Below are 20,705 nucleotides of genomic sequence, written 5' to 3' on the forward strand. Positions count from 1 at the left end.
TCAGGACAGCACTTCGCCGACCGCCAGCGACAGACCGTCATGCCACCACGCGGCGAAACTGAAGACGTTGGGCGCCTTGAGAATCGTGAAGTGGTTGCCCGGCCCGTACCACACCGCCAGATCGCTGACCTGCCGCTGCCAGCCTGCAAGCACCGCCGCCTGTTCGCGCTGATTGCCCCACTCGTCCAGCGTCGGGTCATCGACCAGCACCAGCCGCACCGGCCCGGTGTAGGCCAGGCGCGGTTGATAGACCGTGCGCAAGGCGCTGGCGAAGGTCCGCACCGGGCCGTGCATCGCGTTCGGCGCCGCCCGCTCCGACAACACCCCGGCACGCACCATGCCTTCGTGCAGCAGGCGCAGTTGCGTGGTGTCGTCGGCGTTGGCGAAGGTCGCAGGATCGATGCCCAGCGATTTGCCACAGGACAGTTGCAGGGTGTCGATCAACCGTTGCAGCGCGGCAGTGGCCGTGTACGGCTTGCCCGCCGTGCCGTCACCACCGGGTGCCTCGCTGTCGATCAACGTCAGCGATGCCACCTCGCGCCCGACCGCTTGCAACTGCGCGGCCATGGCGTGCGCGACCCAGCCGCCGAACGAATGGCCGATCAGGTGCAGCGGCCCTTGCGGGTGAATCTGCTCGATGGCCTGCAGGTAGAACGCGGCAGCGGCTTCGACCGCGCTGTGCGGCACACTGACGCCGTCCAGCCCACGCGGTTGCAGACCGATGATCGGCCATTCCGGGCCGATCGCCTCGGTCAGGTGAATGAACCCGGTGACACTGTCACCCGCCCCCGGCACACAGAAAATCGGCGCATGCCCCGGCTGCCCGGTCTGAATCGTCAGCAGCGGTTGATACAGCGTCGGCTCCGGCGTCACCAGGGTTTCCAGCGCCTGGGTAATGGCCTGGCCGAGTGCCTGGATGTGCGGGTGCTTCATCATGGTCCGGTGATCGCCGGGGATGTCGATGCAGTGCAGCAAGCCAATATCGAAGCGCTCTTCCCAGCCGCGCGTCGGGCTCGGCAGCGACTGGCCGTCCATCAACTCCTGTGCACGGAACAGATGGATCGTCTGGCTCGCCGGGCTGACCCGGTAATGCGCCAGCGCCAGGCGATGCGCCGCTTCGCGATCAAAGTAATGCCAGGCGTCCGTCGCGCTGACCGCCGCCAGTTCCGGATCGGTCAGTTGCTGTGCCTGGCAGCGCTTGAACAGCTCGGGGAAATCCAGTTGTTCGACTTGCGCTTCCAGCGCTTGCACCGCCGCCAGTGCTGCCTCGCTTTCGGCACCGAGCATCAGCGAACGGCCACGGCAATGGCCAAGCAACTGGCGCTTGTCGAGGCCCTCGCCGCTCCACAGCGCCTTGTCCTGGGCGAGCGGGTTTGGCGCGTAGCTGTCGAGCATGCCGATGAATTCCACCGGCTCATCGAGGCCGAGCAATTGCTGCGCGACCTCATGCGCCAGCACCCCGCCGAACGACCAGCCTGCCAATCGATACGGCCCATGTGCCTGCACGGCGCGGATGATCCCGACCATGCGCTGCGCCATGCACTCCAGCGTGCGCAATTGCGCTTGACCCAACGGCACGCCGGGCAGGCCGTAAATCGGGAACTCGCCACCGATGTGCTGGGCCAGCGTCGGGAAATACACGTCCCTGCCGCTGAATTCGTGCATCAGGAACAGCGGCGTACCGTGTGTCCCGGCACGCACCACGATCAGCCCTTCAGGCTGACTGAGCGCCTCGCCCTGACTGAGCAGCGCAGCGGCAGACTCGACGCTCGGATGCTGGAACAATTCGGCCAGCGACAGTTGCAGTCCGGCCCGTTGCATCAGATTGACCAGCTTCACCGCCAGCAACGAATGCCCGCCCAGTTCGAAGAAGTTGTCATGGCGACCGACCTGTTCGACGCCGAGGACTTCACCCCAGATCTGCGCCAGCGCGGTTTCGACTTCACCCTGTGGCGCCACGTATGGGCGGTTGATCACGGCGTCCGCTCCCGGTTCCGGCAGGGCTTTACGGTCGATCTTGTCGTTCGGCGTCAGCGGCAAGGCGTCGAGCAACACGAACGCACCCGGCACCATGTACTCCGGCAGACGCTCCAGCACATGCGCGCGCAAGGCCTCCAGACTCGGTGCTTCTACGCCGGAACGCACGGTGTACCAGGCCACCAGACGCTCATCACGCACCATCACCACCGCTTGGCGAATCGCCGGATGTTCGATCAGCCGTGCCTCGATTTCCCCCGGCTCCAGGCGCAAGCCACGCAGCTTGATCTGGAAGTCGTTGCGGCCGAGGAATTCCAGCTCGCCGTGATTGTTGTAGCGCGCCAGATCTCCCGTGCGGTACAGGCGATCACCCGCCACAAACGGGCTGTCGATGAAGCGCTCGGCCTGCATTTCCGGCAAACCGTGATAACCGCGCGCCACGCCGACGCCGCCGATGTGCAACTCACCGCTGACGCCTTGTGGCACTGGTTGACCGTATGCATCAAGCACGTACAGCCGCGTGTTGCTCAGTGCTGTGCCGATTGGCACCACGTTGTCCGGCACCGGCATGTCTGGCTCCAGCGTCCAGCCCGTGCTGTCCACCGTGGTTTCAGTCGGTCCATAAACGTTGTGCAACCGCACCCACGGCAGGCGATCGCGCACCTGGCGCGCCAGCGCTGCACTGAGTTCACCGCCACCGTTAAGCACATCGGTCAGGCTGGTGCACTGCTCGACACCGTCCTGCTCGATAAACTGCTGCAATAGCGCCGGCACGAACTTGACCACCGTCACCTGCTGCTCGCGAATGGTCTGCACCACATAGGCCGAATCGCGGTTGCCGTCCGGCCGTGCCAGCACCAGGCGCATCCCGGAACACAGCGGCCAGAAGATCTCCCACACCGAACTGTCGAAGCTGAACGGCGCTTTTTGCAGCAGCGCGCCGTGTTCGGTCGGCGGCGAAATCTGCGAACCCCAATGCACCATGTTGCAGGCGCTGCGATGCTCGATCATCACGCCCTTCGGCAGCCCGGTAGAACCGGAGGTGTAGATCATGTAGGCGAGGTTCGAGGCGCTGAGGCCCGGCACTGGCGAATCGTGATCCGGCAGGTGTTGCCAGGTACTGCGGTCAAGGTCGATCACCGTGGCGGCCGCTTCATCGAACAACCCGCGAGTAGCGGTCTGCACCAGCACCGCAGTCGGCGCGCTGTCCTTGAGCATGTAAGCCAGACGCTCTGCCGGATACCCCGGATCCAGCGGCACATACGCACCACCGGCCTTGAGAATGCCGAGCAGACCGACCACCAGATCCAGCCCACGCTCGACGCAGATCGCCACCCGCGCATCCGGCTGCACACCGAGTTCGCGCAGGTGCTGGGCCAAACGGTTAGCACGCTGATTGAGCTCGCGGTAGGTCAGGTTTCCTTGCGCGGATTGCAGCGCGACAGCGTCCGGTTTGCGCCGCACTTGCGCTTCGAACAAGCCATGCAGTGGTTGCTCCAGTGGGCACTCGACCTCGCTGGCATTGAAGTCGATGAGCAAGCGCTGCTGCTCCTGCCGGTCCAGCAACGGCACTTGCGCAAGCACGGCCTGATCGTCGTTGACCAGTGCCGCCAGCAGCCGCTGGAAGTAGCCGACAAAACGCTGCACCGTCGACTCATCGAACAAGGCCGTGGCGTAGCGTAGCGAACCGCGAATCCCGTCGGGCGAATCGCCGAGGCTCAGCGACAGGTCGAATTTCACAAAGTGACTTTCGCCGGCCACGCCTTCCAGGGTCAGGTCGCCGAGGGTCAGGCTCGGACCGTCGTTGTTGTCCCAACTGAGCATGGTCTGGAACAACGCGCTGTGCGACAGACTGCGGACTGGTTTGCTGATGTCCACCACTTGTTCGAACGGCAGATCCTGATGCGCCTGAGCGTCCAGAGTCTGCGCCTTGACCCGCGCCAGCAGCGTCTCACCGCTCGGCTCGCCCGAGGTATCGATGCGCAGCGCCAGGGTGTTGACGAACATGCCGATCAGGCCTTCGATCTCGGCGCGGGTGCGGTTGGCCACTGGCGAACCAATCACTACGTCGCTCTGCCCGGACAAGCGGCTGAGCAACATCGCCCATGCGCTCATGATCACCATGTACGGCGTCACCGCGCGACGCTGACACAAGGCTTTCAAACCGGCGCTCAAGTGTTCATCGAGCAGCAGGTCGACGCGGCTGCCGGAATAGTCCTGCTGTGGCGGACGCGGACGGTCAGTGGGCAGGGTCAGCAGGGCTGGCGCGCCGGCCAGGGTCTGCTGCCAGTAATCGCTCTGGCGCTGCAGCACCTCGCCACTGAGCCAGCGCCGCTGCCACACCGCGTAGTCGGTGTATTGCAGCGCCAGCGGCGGCAGCGGATCGTCTTCGCCACGGCTGAACGCTTGATACAACGCGGCCAGCTCGCGGGTCAGCACGCCCATCGACCAACCATCGGCGATGATGTGGTGCAGCGTCAGCAACAGCACATGATGATCATCCGCCAGACGCACCAGACGTCCGCGCAGCAGCGCATCGTGCTGCAGATTGAAGGATGCGCAGGCCTGCTCCTCGATCAGGCCGCGCAAGGCGTTATCAGTCTGCGGGTGCCGGCGTAGGTCTTCTACCGGCAGCAACAGACCGGTGTCCGCCGGCAGAATCCGCACCTGCGGCTGATCGTCGATCTGGCTGAAGCGGCTGCGCAGGGTTTCGTGACGCGCGACGATGCGTGCCAGTGCCCGTTGCAGCGCATCTTCATCCAGCCGACCGCGCAAGCGCAGACCGACCGGGATGTTGTAGGCGCTGTTGCCGCTGTCCATCTGCGCCAGGAACCACAGGCGTTGCTGGGCGAAAGACAGCGGCAATAGCTGATCGCGGGGCGCCGGCAAAATCTCCGGCAAGGTGCTGCGCCCCGCCCGGCTCAGCACCTCGGCGACAGCGGCCAGCTCGGGGTTGGCGAACAGCTCGGCGAGTGTCAGCTCGACGCCTAGTTGCTGGCGCACCTGCGACAGCATGCGCATTGCCAGCAACGAATGCCCGCCCAGTTCGAAGAAGTTGTCGTGACGACCGACCTGTTCGAGCTGCAACAAGCCAGCCCAGATCCGCGCCAAATGTTGTTCCAGCGCCGAGATCGGCGCGACATACACCCGACTGAGCATCGCTGCCTGCGTCGGCACCGGCAGCGCCTTGCGGTCGACCTTGCCGTTGTTGTTCAACGGCAGCACATCCAGTTGCACCCACGCGCTCGGCACCATGTATTCCGGCAGTCGCGCCAGCAACTGCGCGTGCAGATCGGCACTGTCCAGACGGCCGGCGTGCGCGGTGTAATACGCCACCAGACGCGTGATGTCCTGACCATCGCGGCGCGCCAGCACCACCGCTTCCTTGATCCCCTGGCAGTTGAGCAGGCGGTTTTCGATTTCGCCCAGTTCGATACGGAAACCACGAATCTTCACCTGATCGTCATTGCGCCCGATGCAATCGAGCTGCCCCGGCGCCAGCCAGCGTGCGAGATCGCCGGTGCGATACAGCAGCGCGCCCGGCTGCTCGCTGAACGGATCGCGCAGGAACTTCTCGGCGGTCAGATCGGCGCGGTTCAGGTAACCCAGCGCCACGCCCTGCCCGCCGATGTACAACTCGCCGGTCACGCCCATCGGCACCGGTTGCTGATGCGCGTCGAGCACATACACCTGGGTGTTGGAGATCGGCCCGCCAATCGGCACGCTCTCGGCGTTTTCCGCCACTTCACGCACTTCGAAGGTGGTGGCGTAAGTGGTGGTTTCGGTCGGGCCGTAGCAATGCACGATGCGCAGCGCCGGCGCCTCGGCCAGCAGTCGACGGAACGCTGCCGGGTCGCCGCGCTCACCGCCACACAGCAGAATGCGCAAGCCTTTGAGCGCCTGCGGAATCAGTTGCACGTATTGGTTGAACAGCGCCGTGGTGACGAACAGCACGGTCGCCCCAGAGGCGCTCAACTCACGGCCGAATGCGTTTGGATCAAGCAGGGTCTGATGATCGATCACCAGCACCCGCCCGCCGTTGAGCAGCGGCCCCCAGATGTCCATGGTGCTGGCGTCGAACGCCGGGTTGGAGGCGAACACCACGCGGTCCTGCGGGTTGAAATCGGCGTAACCGTTGTTCAGCACCAGGCGGCCGATGGCGCGGTGCGGGACCATCACGCCTTTCGGGGTGCCCGTGGAGCCGGAGGTGTACATGATGTACGCCAGCGACTCCGAGGATTGCAGCAGGTTCGGGTTGTGCGTCGGTTGGCCGCTGAGGATCAAGCGGTCAAGGTCGATGCGTGGCGCAGCGTAGTCGATGTCTTCACGGCTGAGGGTCAGCAATGCCGCGGTCTGACAATCCTCGACCATGAAGGCCTGACGCTCGCTCGGGGCATTGATGTCCAGCGGCACATAGGCCGCCGCGCACTTGGCAATCGCCAGTTGCGCCACCAGCAGCTCCAGCGAGCGCGGCAGCAGAATCGCCACGTGGTCGCCCGGCTGCACGCCTTGGCTGATCAAGTGATGCGCCAGACGGTTGGCCTGGGCATTCAGCTCAAAGTAGCTCAGCGAATGCTCGCCATGCACCGCCGCCACTGCCTTCGGATGCGCCGCTGCCTGCTGCTGGAAAATCCCGTGCACGGTCAGCGTTTGCGGGTATTCGCGCGCCGTGGCGTTGAAGTCGTAGAGCAAGCGCTGACGCTCAGACTCGGCGAGCAATTGCACCCGCTCCAGGACTGTCTGCTCATCGTTGACCATCGCCGCCAGCAGGCGCTGCAAGTAGCCGACGTAACGCTCGACGGTCGCTTGATCGAACAACGCCGTAGCGTATTCCAGCGAACCGCGAATCACCCCGTTGACCTCACCCAGGGTCAAAGTCAGGTCGAACTTGGCCACCCGGCCCGGCGCGGCCACCCCTTCAAGATTCAGATCGCCCAGCGCCAGGTTCGGCCCGACGCTGCTGTCCCAGCTCAGCGTGCTCTGGAACAACGGGCTGTGCGCCAGACTGCGCGCCGGCCGGGCGATTTCCACCACTTGCTCGAACGGCAGATCCTGATGCGCCTGCGCCTCCAGCGTGCGCGCCTTGACCCGCGCCAGCAGCGTGGCCACGCTCGGTTCACCCGAGGTGTCGATGCGCAGCGCCAGGGTGTTGACGAACATGCCGATCAGGCCTTCGATCTCGGCCCGAGTGCGGTTGGCCACCGGCGAGCCGATCACCACGTCGGACTGCCCGGACAGACGACTCAACAGTAGCGACCAGGCACTCATCAGGGTCATGAACAGGGTCACGCCGTGACGCTGACTCAAGGCTTTGAGCCCGGCGCTCAGACGCTCATCCAGCCGTACTTCGACGCTGCTGCCGGCAAAGTCCTGCTGTGGCGGACGCGGACGGTCGGTGGGCAGGGTCAGCAAGGCCGGTGCGCCGTCGAGGGTCTGCTGCCAGTAATCGCTTTGCCGCTGCAGCACCTCGCCGCTGAGCCAGCGCCGTTGCCACACGACGTAGTCGCCGTATTGCAGCGTCAACGGAGGCAATGGATCCGGCTGACCGTGACTGAAGGCCTGATACAGCGCCATCAGCTCACGGGTGAGCACGCCCATCGACCAACCGTCAGCGACGATGTGATGCACGGTCAGCAACAGCACATGGTGCTCGTCGGCCAGACGTATCAGGCGTCCGCGAATCAGTGGATCGCGTTGTAGATCGAAGGCTGTCGCGGCTTCCTGCGCGAGCAGCGCCTGCACGCTGGCTTCGGCCTGCGGGTCTTGGCGCAGGTCTTCAATCGGCAACAGCAGACCGCTATCGACCGGCGCAATCACCACCTGCGCCTGATCGTCGATGCTGACGAAACGGCTGCGCAGGGTGGCGTGCCGCGCTACGATCTGCGCCAATGCGCGTTGCAGCGCTTCGCCATCGAGTTGCCCGCGCAGGCGCAGGCCAAGCGGAATGTTGTACGCCGAGTTGCCGCCGTCCATTTGCGCGAGGAACCACAGGCGCTGCTGGGCGAAGGACAGTGGCAGCGCTTGATCAGGCGCCGCCGCGACGATCTCCGGCAGCGTGCTGCGCCCGGCGCGGTTCAGCACTTCGGCCACCGCGCTGAGATGCGGATCAGCAAACAACTCGCTCAGGGGCAATTCGACGCCCAGACGCTGACGCACCTGCGACAGCATGCGCATCGCCAGCAACGAATGCCCGCCGAGTTCGAAGAAGTGGTCATGGCGGCCGATCTGTTCGACTTGCAGGGTCTCGGCCCAGATCTGCGCCAGCGCAGTTTCCAGTTCACCTTGCGGCGCAACGTATTCACGGGTGAACAACGCCGCAGCATCTGGTTCGGGCAAGGCTTTGCGATCGACCTTGCCGTTGTTGTTCAGCGGCAAGGCATCGAGCTGCACCCAGGCACTCGGCACCATGTATTCCGGCAACTGCGCCTGCAAATGCTCACGCAGGTCGGCCAGTTCCAGCGCGCCGTCGTGCGCGGTGTAGTAGGCCACCAGCCGCAGCGGTTCCTGACCATCGCGCCGGGCGAGCACCACCGCTTCGTTGATCCCCGGATAGCCCAGCAGACGATTTTCGATCTCACCGAGTTCGATGCGGAAACCACGGATTTTCACCTGATCGTCATTGCGCCCGATGCAATCGAGCTGCCCCGGCGCCAGCCAGCGCACGAGGTCGCCAGTCCGGTAGAGCAACGCGCCAGGACGGTCGCTGAACGGATCGGGCAGGAATTTTTCCGCCGTCAGATCGGCACGGTTCAAGTAACCGAGGGCCACGCCCTGCCCGCCGATGTACAACTCGCCGGTCACGCCCATCGGCACCGGCTGCTGGTGCGCGTCGAGTACATACACCTGGGTGTTGGAGATCGGCCCGCCAATCGGCACGCTTTCGGCATTTTCCGCCACTTCGTGCACTTCAAACGTGGTGGCGTACGTGGTGGTTTCGGTCGGGCCGTAGCAATGCACGATGCGCAACTGTGGCGCCTCGGCCCGCAAGCGGCGGAAGCTTGCCGGATCGCCGCGTTCACCGCCGCACAAAACCATGCGCAAGCCTTTCAAGGCCTGCGGAATCAGTTGCACGTACTGGTTGAACAGCGCCGTGGTGACAAACAGGATTGTCGCGCCGCTGGCGCTCAATTCACGAGCGAGCGCGTGCGGATCAAGCAGGGTCTGGTGATCGATTACCACCACGCGCCCGCCGTTGAGCAGTGGCCCCCAGATGTCCATGGTGCTGGCGTCGAACGCCGGGTTGGAGGCAAACGCCACGCGATCCTGCGGGTTGAAATCGGCGTAACCGTTGTTCAGCACCAGGCGAGCGATGCCACGGTGCGGCACCATCACACCCTTCGGCGTACCGGTGGAACCGGAGGTGTACATGATGTACGCCAGCGCGTCCGAGCTTTGCGCCAGATTCGGATTGTACGTCGGCTGATCGCTGAGCTTGAGCCGGTCGAGGTCGATGCGCGGCACGGCGTAGTCGATGGCTTCACTGCTGAGTGTCAGCAACGCCACGGCGCGGCTGTCCTCGAGCATGAACGCCTGACGCTCACTCGGCGCGTTGATGTCCAGCGGCACATAGGCCGCCGCGCACTTGGCAATCGCCAGTTGCGCCACCAGCAGCTCCAGCGAGCGCGGCAACAGGATCGCCACATGAGCGCCCGGCTGTACACCTTGAGCGATCAGGTAGTGGGCCAAGCGGTTGGCCCGATCATTCAAATCGCCATAACTCGAGGTTTGCCCGCCATGCACAACCGCGATGGCGTGCGCATCTGCCGCCACTTGCCTTTCGAACAATGCGTGCACGGTCAGCGCACGCGGGTATTCCCGCTCGGTGGTGTTGAACTCGACCAGCAATTGCCGGCGTTCGTCCGGCGCCAGGATCGACACCTGGTCAACGCTCACTTGCGGTGTCTGCTCCAGTGCCTGCAGCAGGTTGCTCACCGCTCGCTGCAGGTACTCGCAGATGCGTGCGGGATCAATGCCGGGGGCAGCCAGTGCGGTGAAGCCGAAACCTTCGCCGAGGTCATCGACACTCACGCTCAACTGGTAATTGGTGTGCTCCTGGGTATTGAGCAGCTGCATGCCTTGCCACGCGTTCGCCGCCTCCGGGGAAGGCGTGCCGGCAGCGGCGCTGTGGCGATAGTTGAACAGCGTGCTGAACAACGGCGTGCCGGCGGGCATACCACTGCAACGCTGGGCCAGTGCCAATTGCGCATGCTCATGTTGCAGCAGCGCGTTCAACTGTTGGTGGGTGGCGAGCGCGGCTTCCTGCGCCGAGCGTTGCCCGAGATCGACGCGCAGCGGCAAGGTGTTGATGAACACCCCCAGCGCGCGCTCGGCGCCCTCGCCCGCCTGCAACCGCCCCAGCAACACGGTGCCGAACACCACCGCGTCACGCCCGGAGAGTTTTCCCAGCACCTGCGCCCAGGCCAGATGCATCAGGCTCGCGGCGCTGATCCCCAGACGCCGGGCCTTGGCCCTGACGCGCTGACTCAGATCGAGGTCGAGTACCCGTCGTGCTTCTGCGGCGTGGCCCTCGGCAATGCTCTGCTGGCCGTACGGCGCGCTCGGTTCGCTGATGTCACCGAGCATTTCGCGGAAGAACGCTTCATGCGCCTGATCACTGATTGCGCCACGGCTGTGCGCCACGTAATTGCGATACGGCACCGGCTCGGCCAGACGTCGCGGCTGGCCGCTGAGGAACGCCTGCATTTCGTGTTGCAGCACCTCCAGTGCCACATGGTCCATCACCAGGTGATGGAACAGCAACAACGCCACCACACGTTGATTGGCTGCATCCCGCGCGTGTACCACGCGCATCAGCGGCGCCTGATTGACGGCCATGCGGTATTGCGCAGCGTCGAAGCGCTGGCGCAACTGCTCCAGTACATCGCCGTCCGCGTCATGCAGTTCCAGGCCTTCGCACGCCAGCGGCGCCTCACGCCAGACCACTTGCACCGGGTCTTGCAGTCCGTCCCAGAACAGCGAAGTGCGCAGAATGTCGTGGCGCTGGATTACGTTCTGCAAGGCCTGAGTGAAGCTGTTCAGGCGTTGCTCATCGGCAAATGCAAACTGCGCCTGCAACACATACGGATCGCCCTGCGCGGCGGACAGGTGATGGAACAGGATCCCCGTCTGCAACGGCGCCAGCGGGTAAATGTCCTGCACGTTGGCCACGCCGCCGGGGATGCTGGCGACGATGCGGTCGATGCTCGACTGATCGAGCGCCACCAGTGGCAGCAACTCGGGAGTGATGCGCGTGCAGTTCGCAGTGATCAGGTTGGCCGCGACTTCGGCCTCGGGCTCGCCACCCACGGCAGCGGCCAGGGCAGCCAGGGTCGGCTGGTTGAACAGCACGCGGATGTCGGCGGTCAGACCGGCACGACGCATCCGTGCCACCAGATTCACTGCCAGCAGCGAGTGGCCGCCGAGTTCAAAGAAATGGTCATGGCGCCCTACCCGCTCAACCTTGAGCAGTTCCGCCCAGAGCTGCGCGAGGACGATTTCCACTTCGCCGACCGGTGCTTCGTATTCACGGGCGGTCTGCGCCGCCAGATCGGGGGCCGGCAGCGCCTTGCGGTCAAGTTTGCCGTTAGGGCTCAGCGGCAATGCATCGAGATGCACGAACAGTGCGGGCACCATGTAGTCCGGCAAGTTTTCCAGCAGATGGCTGCGCAGCGTTTCGACTTCCAGCGGTGCGCCGGTGTAGTAAGCGACCAGACGCTTGTCGCCCGGCACGTCCTCGCGGGCCAGTACAGCGGCTTCCTGCACGCCATCGATCTGGGTCAGGCGTGCCTGGATTTCACCGAGTTCGATACGCAGGCCACGGATCTTCACCTGATCATCGTTACGGCCGAGGTATTCAATGTTGCCGTCCGGCAGATAGCGGGCGACGTCGCCGGTGCGGTACATCCGCCCATTACTCTGGAACGGGTCGTTGAGGAAGCGTTCGGCGTTCAGTTGCGGACGGTTCAAATAACCGCGCGCCACCTGCACGCCACCGATGTACAACTCACCAACCACGCCATGCGGCACCGGTTGCTGCTGAGCATCGAGGATGTACATCCGGGTGTTGGCGATCGGTTTGCCGATCGGCGTGTTGTCCGGCGTTTGCTCCAGCGGCCCGGCGCAATTCCACGCCGTTACGTCCACTGCGGCCTCGGTCGGGCCGTAGAGGTTGTGCAATTGACTGCCCGGCACTTGCTGCTTGAAGCGCCGTACCACGCTGCCCGGCAGGGCTTCGCCGCTGCACATGACTTGCCGCAGGCTGCTGCAGCGTGCGGTGTCAGCATGGGCGAGGAACACATCAAGCATCGACGGTACGAAGTGCAGCGTGGTGATGTGCTCGCGTTCGATGATTTCGCTGAGGTACTGCGGGTCCTTGTGCCCCTCAGGTCGGGCCATGACCAATCGGGCGCCGGTCATCAACGGCCAGAAGAACTCCCATACCGAGACGTCAAAACTGAACGGGGTTTTCTGCAACACCGTGTCGCTGGAGGTCAGTTGATAGGCGTCTTGCATCCACAGCAAGCGGTTGACCACCCCGCTGTGTTCGTTGATCACGCCTTTCGGCTGGCCGGTGGAACCGGAGGTGTAGATCACGTAGGCGGTGTGCTGCGGAGTCAACTCAGCGAGCGATAGATTGTCTGTCGGCAGCGCTTGCCAATGCGGCTGATCCAGGTCGATCAGCGGCACTGCGACTTCGCCGAGCAACGAACGCGTCGAACCCTGCACCAGCACCGCCAGCGGCGCGCTGTCCTCGAGCATGTAAGCCAGACGCTCCAGCGGATACGCCGGGTCCAGCGGCACATACCCGCCGCCGGCCTTGAGAATCGCCAGCAGCCCGACCACCATGTCCAGACCGCGTTCGACGCAGATCGCCACCCGCGCATCCGGCCCTACACCCAATTCACGCAGGTGCCGCGCGAGTTGATTGGCCCGGGCATTGAGTTCGGCAAAGCTCAGGCGCTGCGCCTCACTTTGCAGGGCGATGGCCTGCGGCGAACGCGCCACTTGCGCTTCAAACAAGCCATGAATGGTCTGATCGAGGTTGTAATCGACCTGCGTGGCATTGAACTCGACCAGCAAGCGCTGCTGTTCTTCCTGCGCCAGCAGCGGCGCGTGTTCCAGCACTGCCTGATCGTTGGTGACCATCGCCTGCAACAGGCGCAGGAAGTAACCGGTGAAGCGCTCGACCGTGCTCTGGTCGAACAACGCCGTGGCGTATTCCAGCGCACCGCGAATGCTGCCGTTGGACTCACTGAGGCTCAGCGACAGGTCGAACTTGGCAAAGTGGCTCGGCTCGGCCACGCCTTCCAGCGTCAGTTCACCGAGGGCCAGCGCCGGGCTTTCGAGGCCATCCCAACTGAGCAAGGTCTGGAACAACGGGCTGTGCGCCAGGCTGCGCACCGGCCGGGTGATTTCCACCACTTGCTCGAACGGTAGATCCTGATGCGCCTGCGCTTGCAGGGTTTGCGCCTTGACCCGCGCCAGCAGTGCTTCGACGCTCAGCTCGCCCGAGGTGTCGATGCGCAGCGCCAGGGTGTTGACGAACATGCCGATCAGGCCTTCGATTTCGGCGCGGGTGCGGTTGGCCACTGGCGAACCGATCACCACTTCAGCCTGCCCGGACAAGCGGCTGAGCAGCATCGCCCAGGCACTCATCAGCGTCATGTACAGGGTCACGCCGTGACGCTGACCCAAGGCTTTGAGCCCGGCGCTCAAGCGTTCGTCGAGCACGACGGCAACGCTGCTGCCGGCATAGTCCTGCTGCGCCGGGCGCGGGCGATCGGTCGGCAGCATCAGCAGTGCCGGGGCGCCAGCGAGGGTCTGTTGCCAGTATTCGCTCTGACGTTGCAGCACTTCGCCGCTGAGCCAGCGCCGTTGCCATACCGCGTAGTCGGTGTATTGCAGCGCCAGGGGCGGCAGCGGATCCGGCTGGCCATGACTGAACGCCTGATACAGCGCCATCAGTTCGCGGGTCAAAACACCCATCGACCAGCCGTCGGAGATGATGTGGTGCAGGGTCAGCAACAGCACATGGTGATCGTCCGCCAGGCGTACCAGTCGCCCACGAATCAACGGATCGTCCTGCAAGTCGAACGGCCCCGAAGCTTCGCCCTGAATCAGCGCCTGTAGGGTTTCCTCAGGTTGCGGGTGCTGGCGCAGGTCTTCGACCCGCAGCAGCAGACCGGTGTCCACCGGGGCAATCAGCACCTGCGCTTCATCGTTGAATTGGGCGAAGCGGCTGCGCAGGGTTTCGTGGCGGGCGACGATCCGTGCCAGCGCGCGTTGCAGCGCCGCATCGTCGAGACGGCCACGCAGCCGCAGGGCCACGGGAATGTTGTAGGCGGTATTGGCGCCTTCCATTTGCGCGAGGAACCACAGGCGTTGCTGGGCGAACGACAGCGGCAACGCGCCGTCACGCGGGACCGGCACGATCTGCGGTTGCGCACAGCGCCCGGCCTCGCTGAGCACTGACGCGACCGCCGCCAGTTCGGCATTGGCGAACAGATCGCTCAGCGCCAGCTCGACACCCAGGCGCTGGCGCACTTGCGAGACCATGCGCATCGCCAGCAACGAATGCCCGCCGAGTTCAAAAAAGTGATCCTGCCGCCCGACCCGCTCGACCTGCAGCACGTCGGCCCAGATCTGCGCCAGCGCGGTTTCCACCTCGCCTTCGGGCGCCGCGTACTCGCGAGTGAACAGCGCCGCCAGATCCGGCGCCGGCAAGGCCTTGCGGTCGACCTTGCCATTGGCGGTCAGCGGCAGCGCGGCAAGTTTGACGAACGCCGTCGGCACCATGTATTCCGGCAAACGGCTGAGCAGTTGCGCGCGCAACTCGCCCACCGGCAGTGCTTCGACCTGCGCCTGCTCGGTGAAGTAGGCCACCAGTCGCGGCTGACCGGGTTGATCTTCGCGGGCCAGCAGCACCGCTTCCTGAATCCCCGGCAACTGGTTGAGGCAGGTTTCGATCTCGCCCAGCTCGATGCGCACGCCACGGATTTTCACCTGATCGTCGTTGCGCCCCAGGTACTCGATGTTGCCGTCCTCGCGCCAGCGTGCAAGGTCGCCGGTGCGGTACATCCGTGCGTTCGGCACGTTGCTGAACGGGTCACGCAGAAAGCGCTCGGCGGTCATGTCCGGGCGATTCAGGTAGCCACGGGCGACCCCGGCACCGCCAACGTACAACTCGCCCGCCACGCCAAGCGGCACCGGGCGCTGCTGTTCGTCGAGCAGGTACACCGTGGCATTGCTTACCGGTTTACCGATGTGCAGCGCATCGCCGCTTTGCACCAGACCTGAAGTCGCGACCACCGTGGCCTCGGTCGGCCCGTAGTTGTTGATCACGTCGAAATGCTGGTTGCGATTGAACTGACGCAAGCGGTCGCCGCCGATCAGCAACGTGCGCAGGGTCGGGTGTTCGAGGTTCTGGCTGAAGGCGTATTCGGCCACCGGCGTCGGCAGGAAGCTCACGTCCAGCGGCTGCGCGCACCACCACGCGAGCAAGGCATCGATGTCCTCGCCGCCCTCGTGGGTCGGCGCCAGATGCAGGGTCGCGCCCGCACACAACGCCGGCCAGACCTCCCAAGCCATCGCATCGAAGCCGAAACCGGCGAGGCTTGAGGTGTGACGTCCGGCGCACAGGTCGAACGCGGTGCAGTGCCAGTCGACCAGATTGCTCAAGGTGTGATGCTCGACCATCACCCCTTTGGGCAGGCCGGTGGAGCCGGAGGTGTAGATCACGTAGGCCAGATTTGCGGTGCTCAGGCCCGCTACCTGCGGGTTTTGTGTGGCAGTCAGCGGCCAAGTGCGGCGGTCGAGGTCAAGCACCGGCACGCTTAGCGCCGGCAGTCGCTCGCGCAGATGACTTTGGGTCAGTACGGCGACTGGCGCGCTGTCGTCGAGCAGGTAGTTCAAACGCTCGGCCGGATGCGCCGGATCAATCGGCACGTAACCGGCGCCGGCCTTGAGGATCGCCACCAGCCCGACCAGGGTGTCCAGCCCGCGGCGGGCGACGATCGCCACGCGATCATCCGGTTTCACGCCCAAGCCGATCAGGTGCTGCGCCAAGGCGTTGGCCTGCTGATTGAGTTCGGCGTAAGTCAATTGCGCATCGGCAAACACTGCCGCCAGCGCGTCCGGCCGTTCGGCCACCTGCGCCTCGAAACGTTGCTGGATGGTCTGTGCAGTCGGGAAATCCACCTGGGTGGCATTGAAGTCGAGCAGTACCTGCGCAAGCTCCGCCGCCGGCAGGATCGGCAGTTGGTTGACCGGTGTCTGCGGCGCCTGCTCCAAAGCGAGCAGCAGGTTTTCCAGCGCGCAGTGCAGGTAATCGCAGATGCGCTGTGGATCGGTCTGGGTGCTGGCCAGCAGGGTCAGGCTGAAACCGTCACCGAGGTCATCGACACTCATCGTCAGCGGATAGTTGGTGCGCTCTTCTGAGTGCAGGGTGGTGATGCCCTGCCACGCCACGAGGGTTTCGGCGCTGGCAGTGGCCACGTTGTGGCTGTGACGATAATTGAGCAGTGTGCTGAACAGCGGGGTCGGCGCCACCACGTGGCTGCAGCGCTGAGCCAGGGCCAGCGGTGCGTGTTCGTGACGCATCAGCGTGGTCAACCGTGCGTGGGTGGCGTTGACCGCCGCGCGCACATCCTGCCCGTCGATATTCACCCGCAACGGCAAGGTGTTGATGAAAATTCCCAGCGCCCGGTCAATCGCTTCGGCGCCCTGCATGCGGCCCATCAGCACGGTGCCAAACACCACTTGCTGCTTGCCGGTCAGCGCGGCCAGTACCTGCGCCCAGCCGAGGTGGAACAGGCTCGCAACACTCACGCCAAGGGTTCGCGCCTGCGCCCGCAGACGCTGGCCCAATAACGTTGGCACCGGCACGCTGAGTTCGACGATTTCACTGCCGTCACCCTGCACATCCTGCAGACCATAAGGCAGCGTCGGCTCGTCGATATCGCTGAGCATCTCGCGGAAAAACGCCTCGTGCTCGGCTTCGCTGACGCCCAGACGCGCCTGCGCCACGTAGTTGCGAAACGGCACCGGGCGCCCGAGCAGTTCACTTTGCCCGGTGAGGCACGCGCGCATTTCGTGGCGCACCACGTCGAGCGCCGAGTGGTCGAGCGCCATGTGATGAAACAACAGCGTGGCGATCACCCGTTGCCCGGCTTCATCCCAGGCGTGGGCCAGACGCATCAGCGGCGCCTGGGTGACGTCGAGGCGGAAGTGCCGGGCGTCGAAGCGCTCGTGCAGATACGCCAAAACGTCGCTGGCGGCATCTGGCAGCGTCACTTCTTCCACCGGCAGTTCGGCCCGACGCCAGACCACCTGCACCGGCGCGTCCAGCCCCGCCCAATGAACAGCGGTGCGCAGAATGTCATGGCGATCGATCACGCTTTGCAGGGCCTGGGCGAACGCCTGAAAACGCTCACGGCTGGCAAAGGCGAAATGCGATTGCATGACATACGGATCGCCGTCACCGCCACTGACGTGGTGATACAGGATGCCTTCCTGCAACGGCGCCAGCGGGTAGATGTCCTGCACGTTGGCGGCGCCGCCGGGGACTTGTGCGACGAGGTGGTCAATGGTCGCTTGGTCGAGCTCGACCAGCGTCAGCATCGCCGGGGTGATGTGCGTGCTGCCCGGGACGATGCCGTTGGCCGGCACTTCGACCTGACCGTGCTTGCTGGCCGAGTACTGCCCGGCCTTGATCAGTTCGATCAGCGCCGGTTTGTGCTCGCGCAACAGCGCCAGCAACGCCGGGTCATTCAACGCCTGTTTGTTGCCATTGACCCGCAATTGGTCGTCCGCGACCGCCAGCTGGATATCTTTAGCCTTCAATGTGGCCAACAGTTCGATCACGTTCACAGGACGATCTCCATTCGTTCGGTAATTGCGGCGTAGCCGGCCAGGGTCGGATGTTCGAACAGCGACCTGACATCGGCTTCCATGCCTTCCTGACGCAGCCGGCCGATCAGACTGACCGCCAGCAGCGAGTGACCACCCAGTTCAAAGAAATGATCGTGGCGCCCTACCCGCTCGACGTTGAGCAACTCGGCCCAGAGCCGTGCGAGGGTGATTTCCACCTCGCCCACCGGGGCTTCGTATTCGCGCACTGGCAATGCGGCCTGATCCGGGGCCGGCAGCGCCTTGCGGTCGAGTTTGCCGTTGGGGCTCAGCGGCAATGCATCGAGATGCACGAACAGCGCGGGCACCATGTAGTCCGGCAGGTGCTCCAGCAAATGGCTGCGCAGCACGTCGATTTCCAGGCGTGCCCCGGTGTAGTACGCCACCAGACGCTTGTCGCCGGATGCATCTTCACGGGCCAGTACGGCGGCTTCCTGAATGCCGTCGATCTGGGTCAGGCGTGCCTGAATCTCGCCGAGTTCGATGCGCAGGCCACGGATCTTCACCTGATCGTCGTTGCGGCCCAGGTATTCGATATTGCCGTCCGGCAGATAGCGGGCGACGTCGCCGGTGCGGTACATCCGTCCATTGCTGTAGAACGGATCGTTGAGGAAGCGCTCGGCATTCAGTTCCGGGCGATTCAGATAACCACGCGCCACCTGCACACCACCGATGTACAACTCGCCGACCACGCCGTGCGGCACCGGTTGCTGCTGGGCATCGAGGATGTACATCCGGGTGTTGGCGATCGGTTTGCCGATCGGCGTGTTGTCTGGCGTTTGTTCCAGCGGCCCGGCGCAGTTCCACGCGGTCACGTCCACCGCAGCCTCGGTCGGGCCGTAGAGGTTGTGCAATTGGCTGGCCGGCAGTTGCTGCTTGAAGCGCCGTACCACGCTGCCCGGCAACGCTTCGCCGCTGCACATGACTTGCCGCAGGCTGCTGCAGCGTGCGGTGTCAGCATGAGCGAGGAACACATCGAGCATCGACGGAACAAAGTGCAGCGTGGTGATCTGTTCGCGTTCGATGATTTCGCTGAGGTACTGCGGATCCTTGTGCCCCTCGGGCCGGGCCATGACCAGACGTGCGCCGGTCATCAGCGGCCAGAAGAACTCCCAGACCGAGACGTCGAAGCTGAACGGGGTCTTCTGCAACACCGTGTCGCTGGCGGTGAGTTGATAGGCGTCCTGCATCCACAGCAAACGGTTGACCACCCCGGCGTGTTCGTTGATCACGCCTTTCGGTTGGCCAGTGGAACCGGAGGTGTAGATCACGTAGGCGGTGTGATTCGGGGTCAGCTCAGTGGCCTGCAGGTTTTCCGCTGGCAGCGACTGCCAGTGCGGCTGATCCAGATCGATCACCGGCACTGAGACTTCGCCGAGCAACGAACGCGTCGAACCCTGCACCAGCACCGCCAGCGGCGCGCTGTCCTCGAGCATGTAGGCCAGACGCTCCAGCGGATACGCCGGATCCAGCGGCACGTAACCGCCGCCAGCCTTGAGGATCGCCAGCAGCCCGACCACCATGTCCAGACCACGCTCGACGCAGATCGCCACCCGCGAATCCGGCCCTACACCCAATTCACGCAGGTTCCGCGCCAGTTGATTGGCCCGGGCATTGAGTTCGGCGTAGCTCAGTTGCTGCTCGCTCGCGACCACCGCTGGCGCCTGCGGCGTGCGCGCCACTTGCGCCTCGAACAAACCATGAATGGTCTGATCGAGGTTGTAATCGACCTGCGTGGCATTGAGGCCGAACAGCAACTGCTGGCGCTCGGCATCCGCCAGCACCGGCAGGCGGTTCAAGGCCTGCTGCGGTGTCTGCTCCAGCGCCTCGACTAGCCCCGCCAACGCCTGCTGCATGTAGCCACACACCCGCGCCGCGCCAATCTGCGCAGGGGTCATGGCCGTGAGGTCAAAGCCCTGACCCAGGTCATCGACGTTGAAGCTCAGCGGATAGTTGGTGCGCTCTTCGCTGGAGAGGTTTTCGATGCCTTGCCAGGCCAGGCGATTGGCCTGCAACTGTTCCTCGCTGACGCTGTGCCGGTAGTTGAGCATGGCGCTGAACAGCGGCGACGGCGCCGCCACCCCGCTGCAACGCTGGGCCAATGCCAGTGACGCATGTTCATGGCCGAGCAATGCGGTCAGTTGCGCATGGGTGGCGCGCACCCCGGCACGCACCGAAACATCGCCCAGATCCACCCGCAGCGGCAGCGTGTTGATGAACATCCCGAGGCCGCGATCGGCGCCGGTACCGCCCTGCATCCGCCCCAGCAGCACGGTGCCGAATACCACGCGGTCATGCCCGGAGGTCGCCGCCAATACTTGGGCAAACGCCAGATGAAACAGGCTCGCGACACTCACGCCCATCTGCCGCGCCTGGCTGCGCAAGCGCCGCGCCAAGTCGTCGGGCACGCGCTGCCGGACTTCTTCGATGTCATGGCCGTCACCGTGCACATCGAGCAGACCGAACGGCAGCGTCGGTTCGTCGATCTCGCCGAGCATCGCGCGGAAGAATGCTTCGTGCTCCTGCTCGCTGACACCCAGCCGGGTCTGCGCCACGTAATTGCGATACGGCACGGCGGGGATCAGGGCTTCGCCGTGACCGAAGAGCAGCGCCTGCAGTTCCTGCTGCACCACTTCCAGCGCCGTGTGATCCATGGCGATGTGATGGAACAGCAGCATGGCGACCACCCGGTCGTTGGCCGGATCTTGCGCATACACCAGGCGAATCAGCGGCGCCTGACTGAGGTCGATGCGGAAATGCCGGGCGTCGAAACGCTCAAACAATTGCGCGAGTACGTCACCGGCGGCCGGGTCGAGTGCGAC

At 64.5% G+C, this 20,705-nt stretch carries 2 protein-coding genes (1 of these 2 cut by a window edge); both read right to left on the reverse strand.

The features are described 5' to 3' along the window. The gene (locus tag AC27VU_RS12935) at positions 1-17,844 is read right to left on the reverse strand and encodes a non-ribosomal peptide synthase/polyketide synthase (RefSeq protein ID WP_488724205.1); all 17,844 of its coding nucleotides are present in this window, start codon (positions 17,842-17,844) and stop codon (positions 1-3) included. After that, positions 17,841-20,705: the end of an amino acid adenylation domain-containing protein gene (locus tag AC27VU_RS12940; RefSeq protein ID WP_488724206.1), read on the reverse strand. It continues 10,149 nt past the right edge of the window; the window shows 2,865 of its 13,014 coding nt (coding positions 10,150-13,014); its start codon lies beyond the right edge, outside the window; the stop codon is at positions 17,841-17,843. Before AC27VU_RS12940 ends, AC27VU_RS12935 begins: the two co-directional genes overlap by 4 nt.

Source organism: Pseudomonas sp. 14P5.3.2 (genome assembly GCF_057799175.1).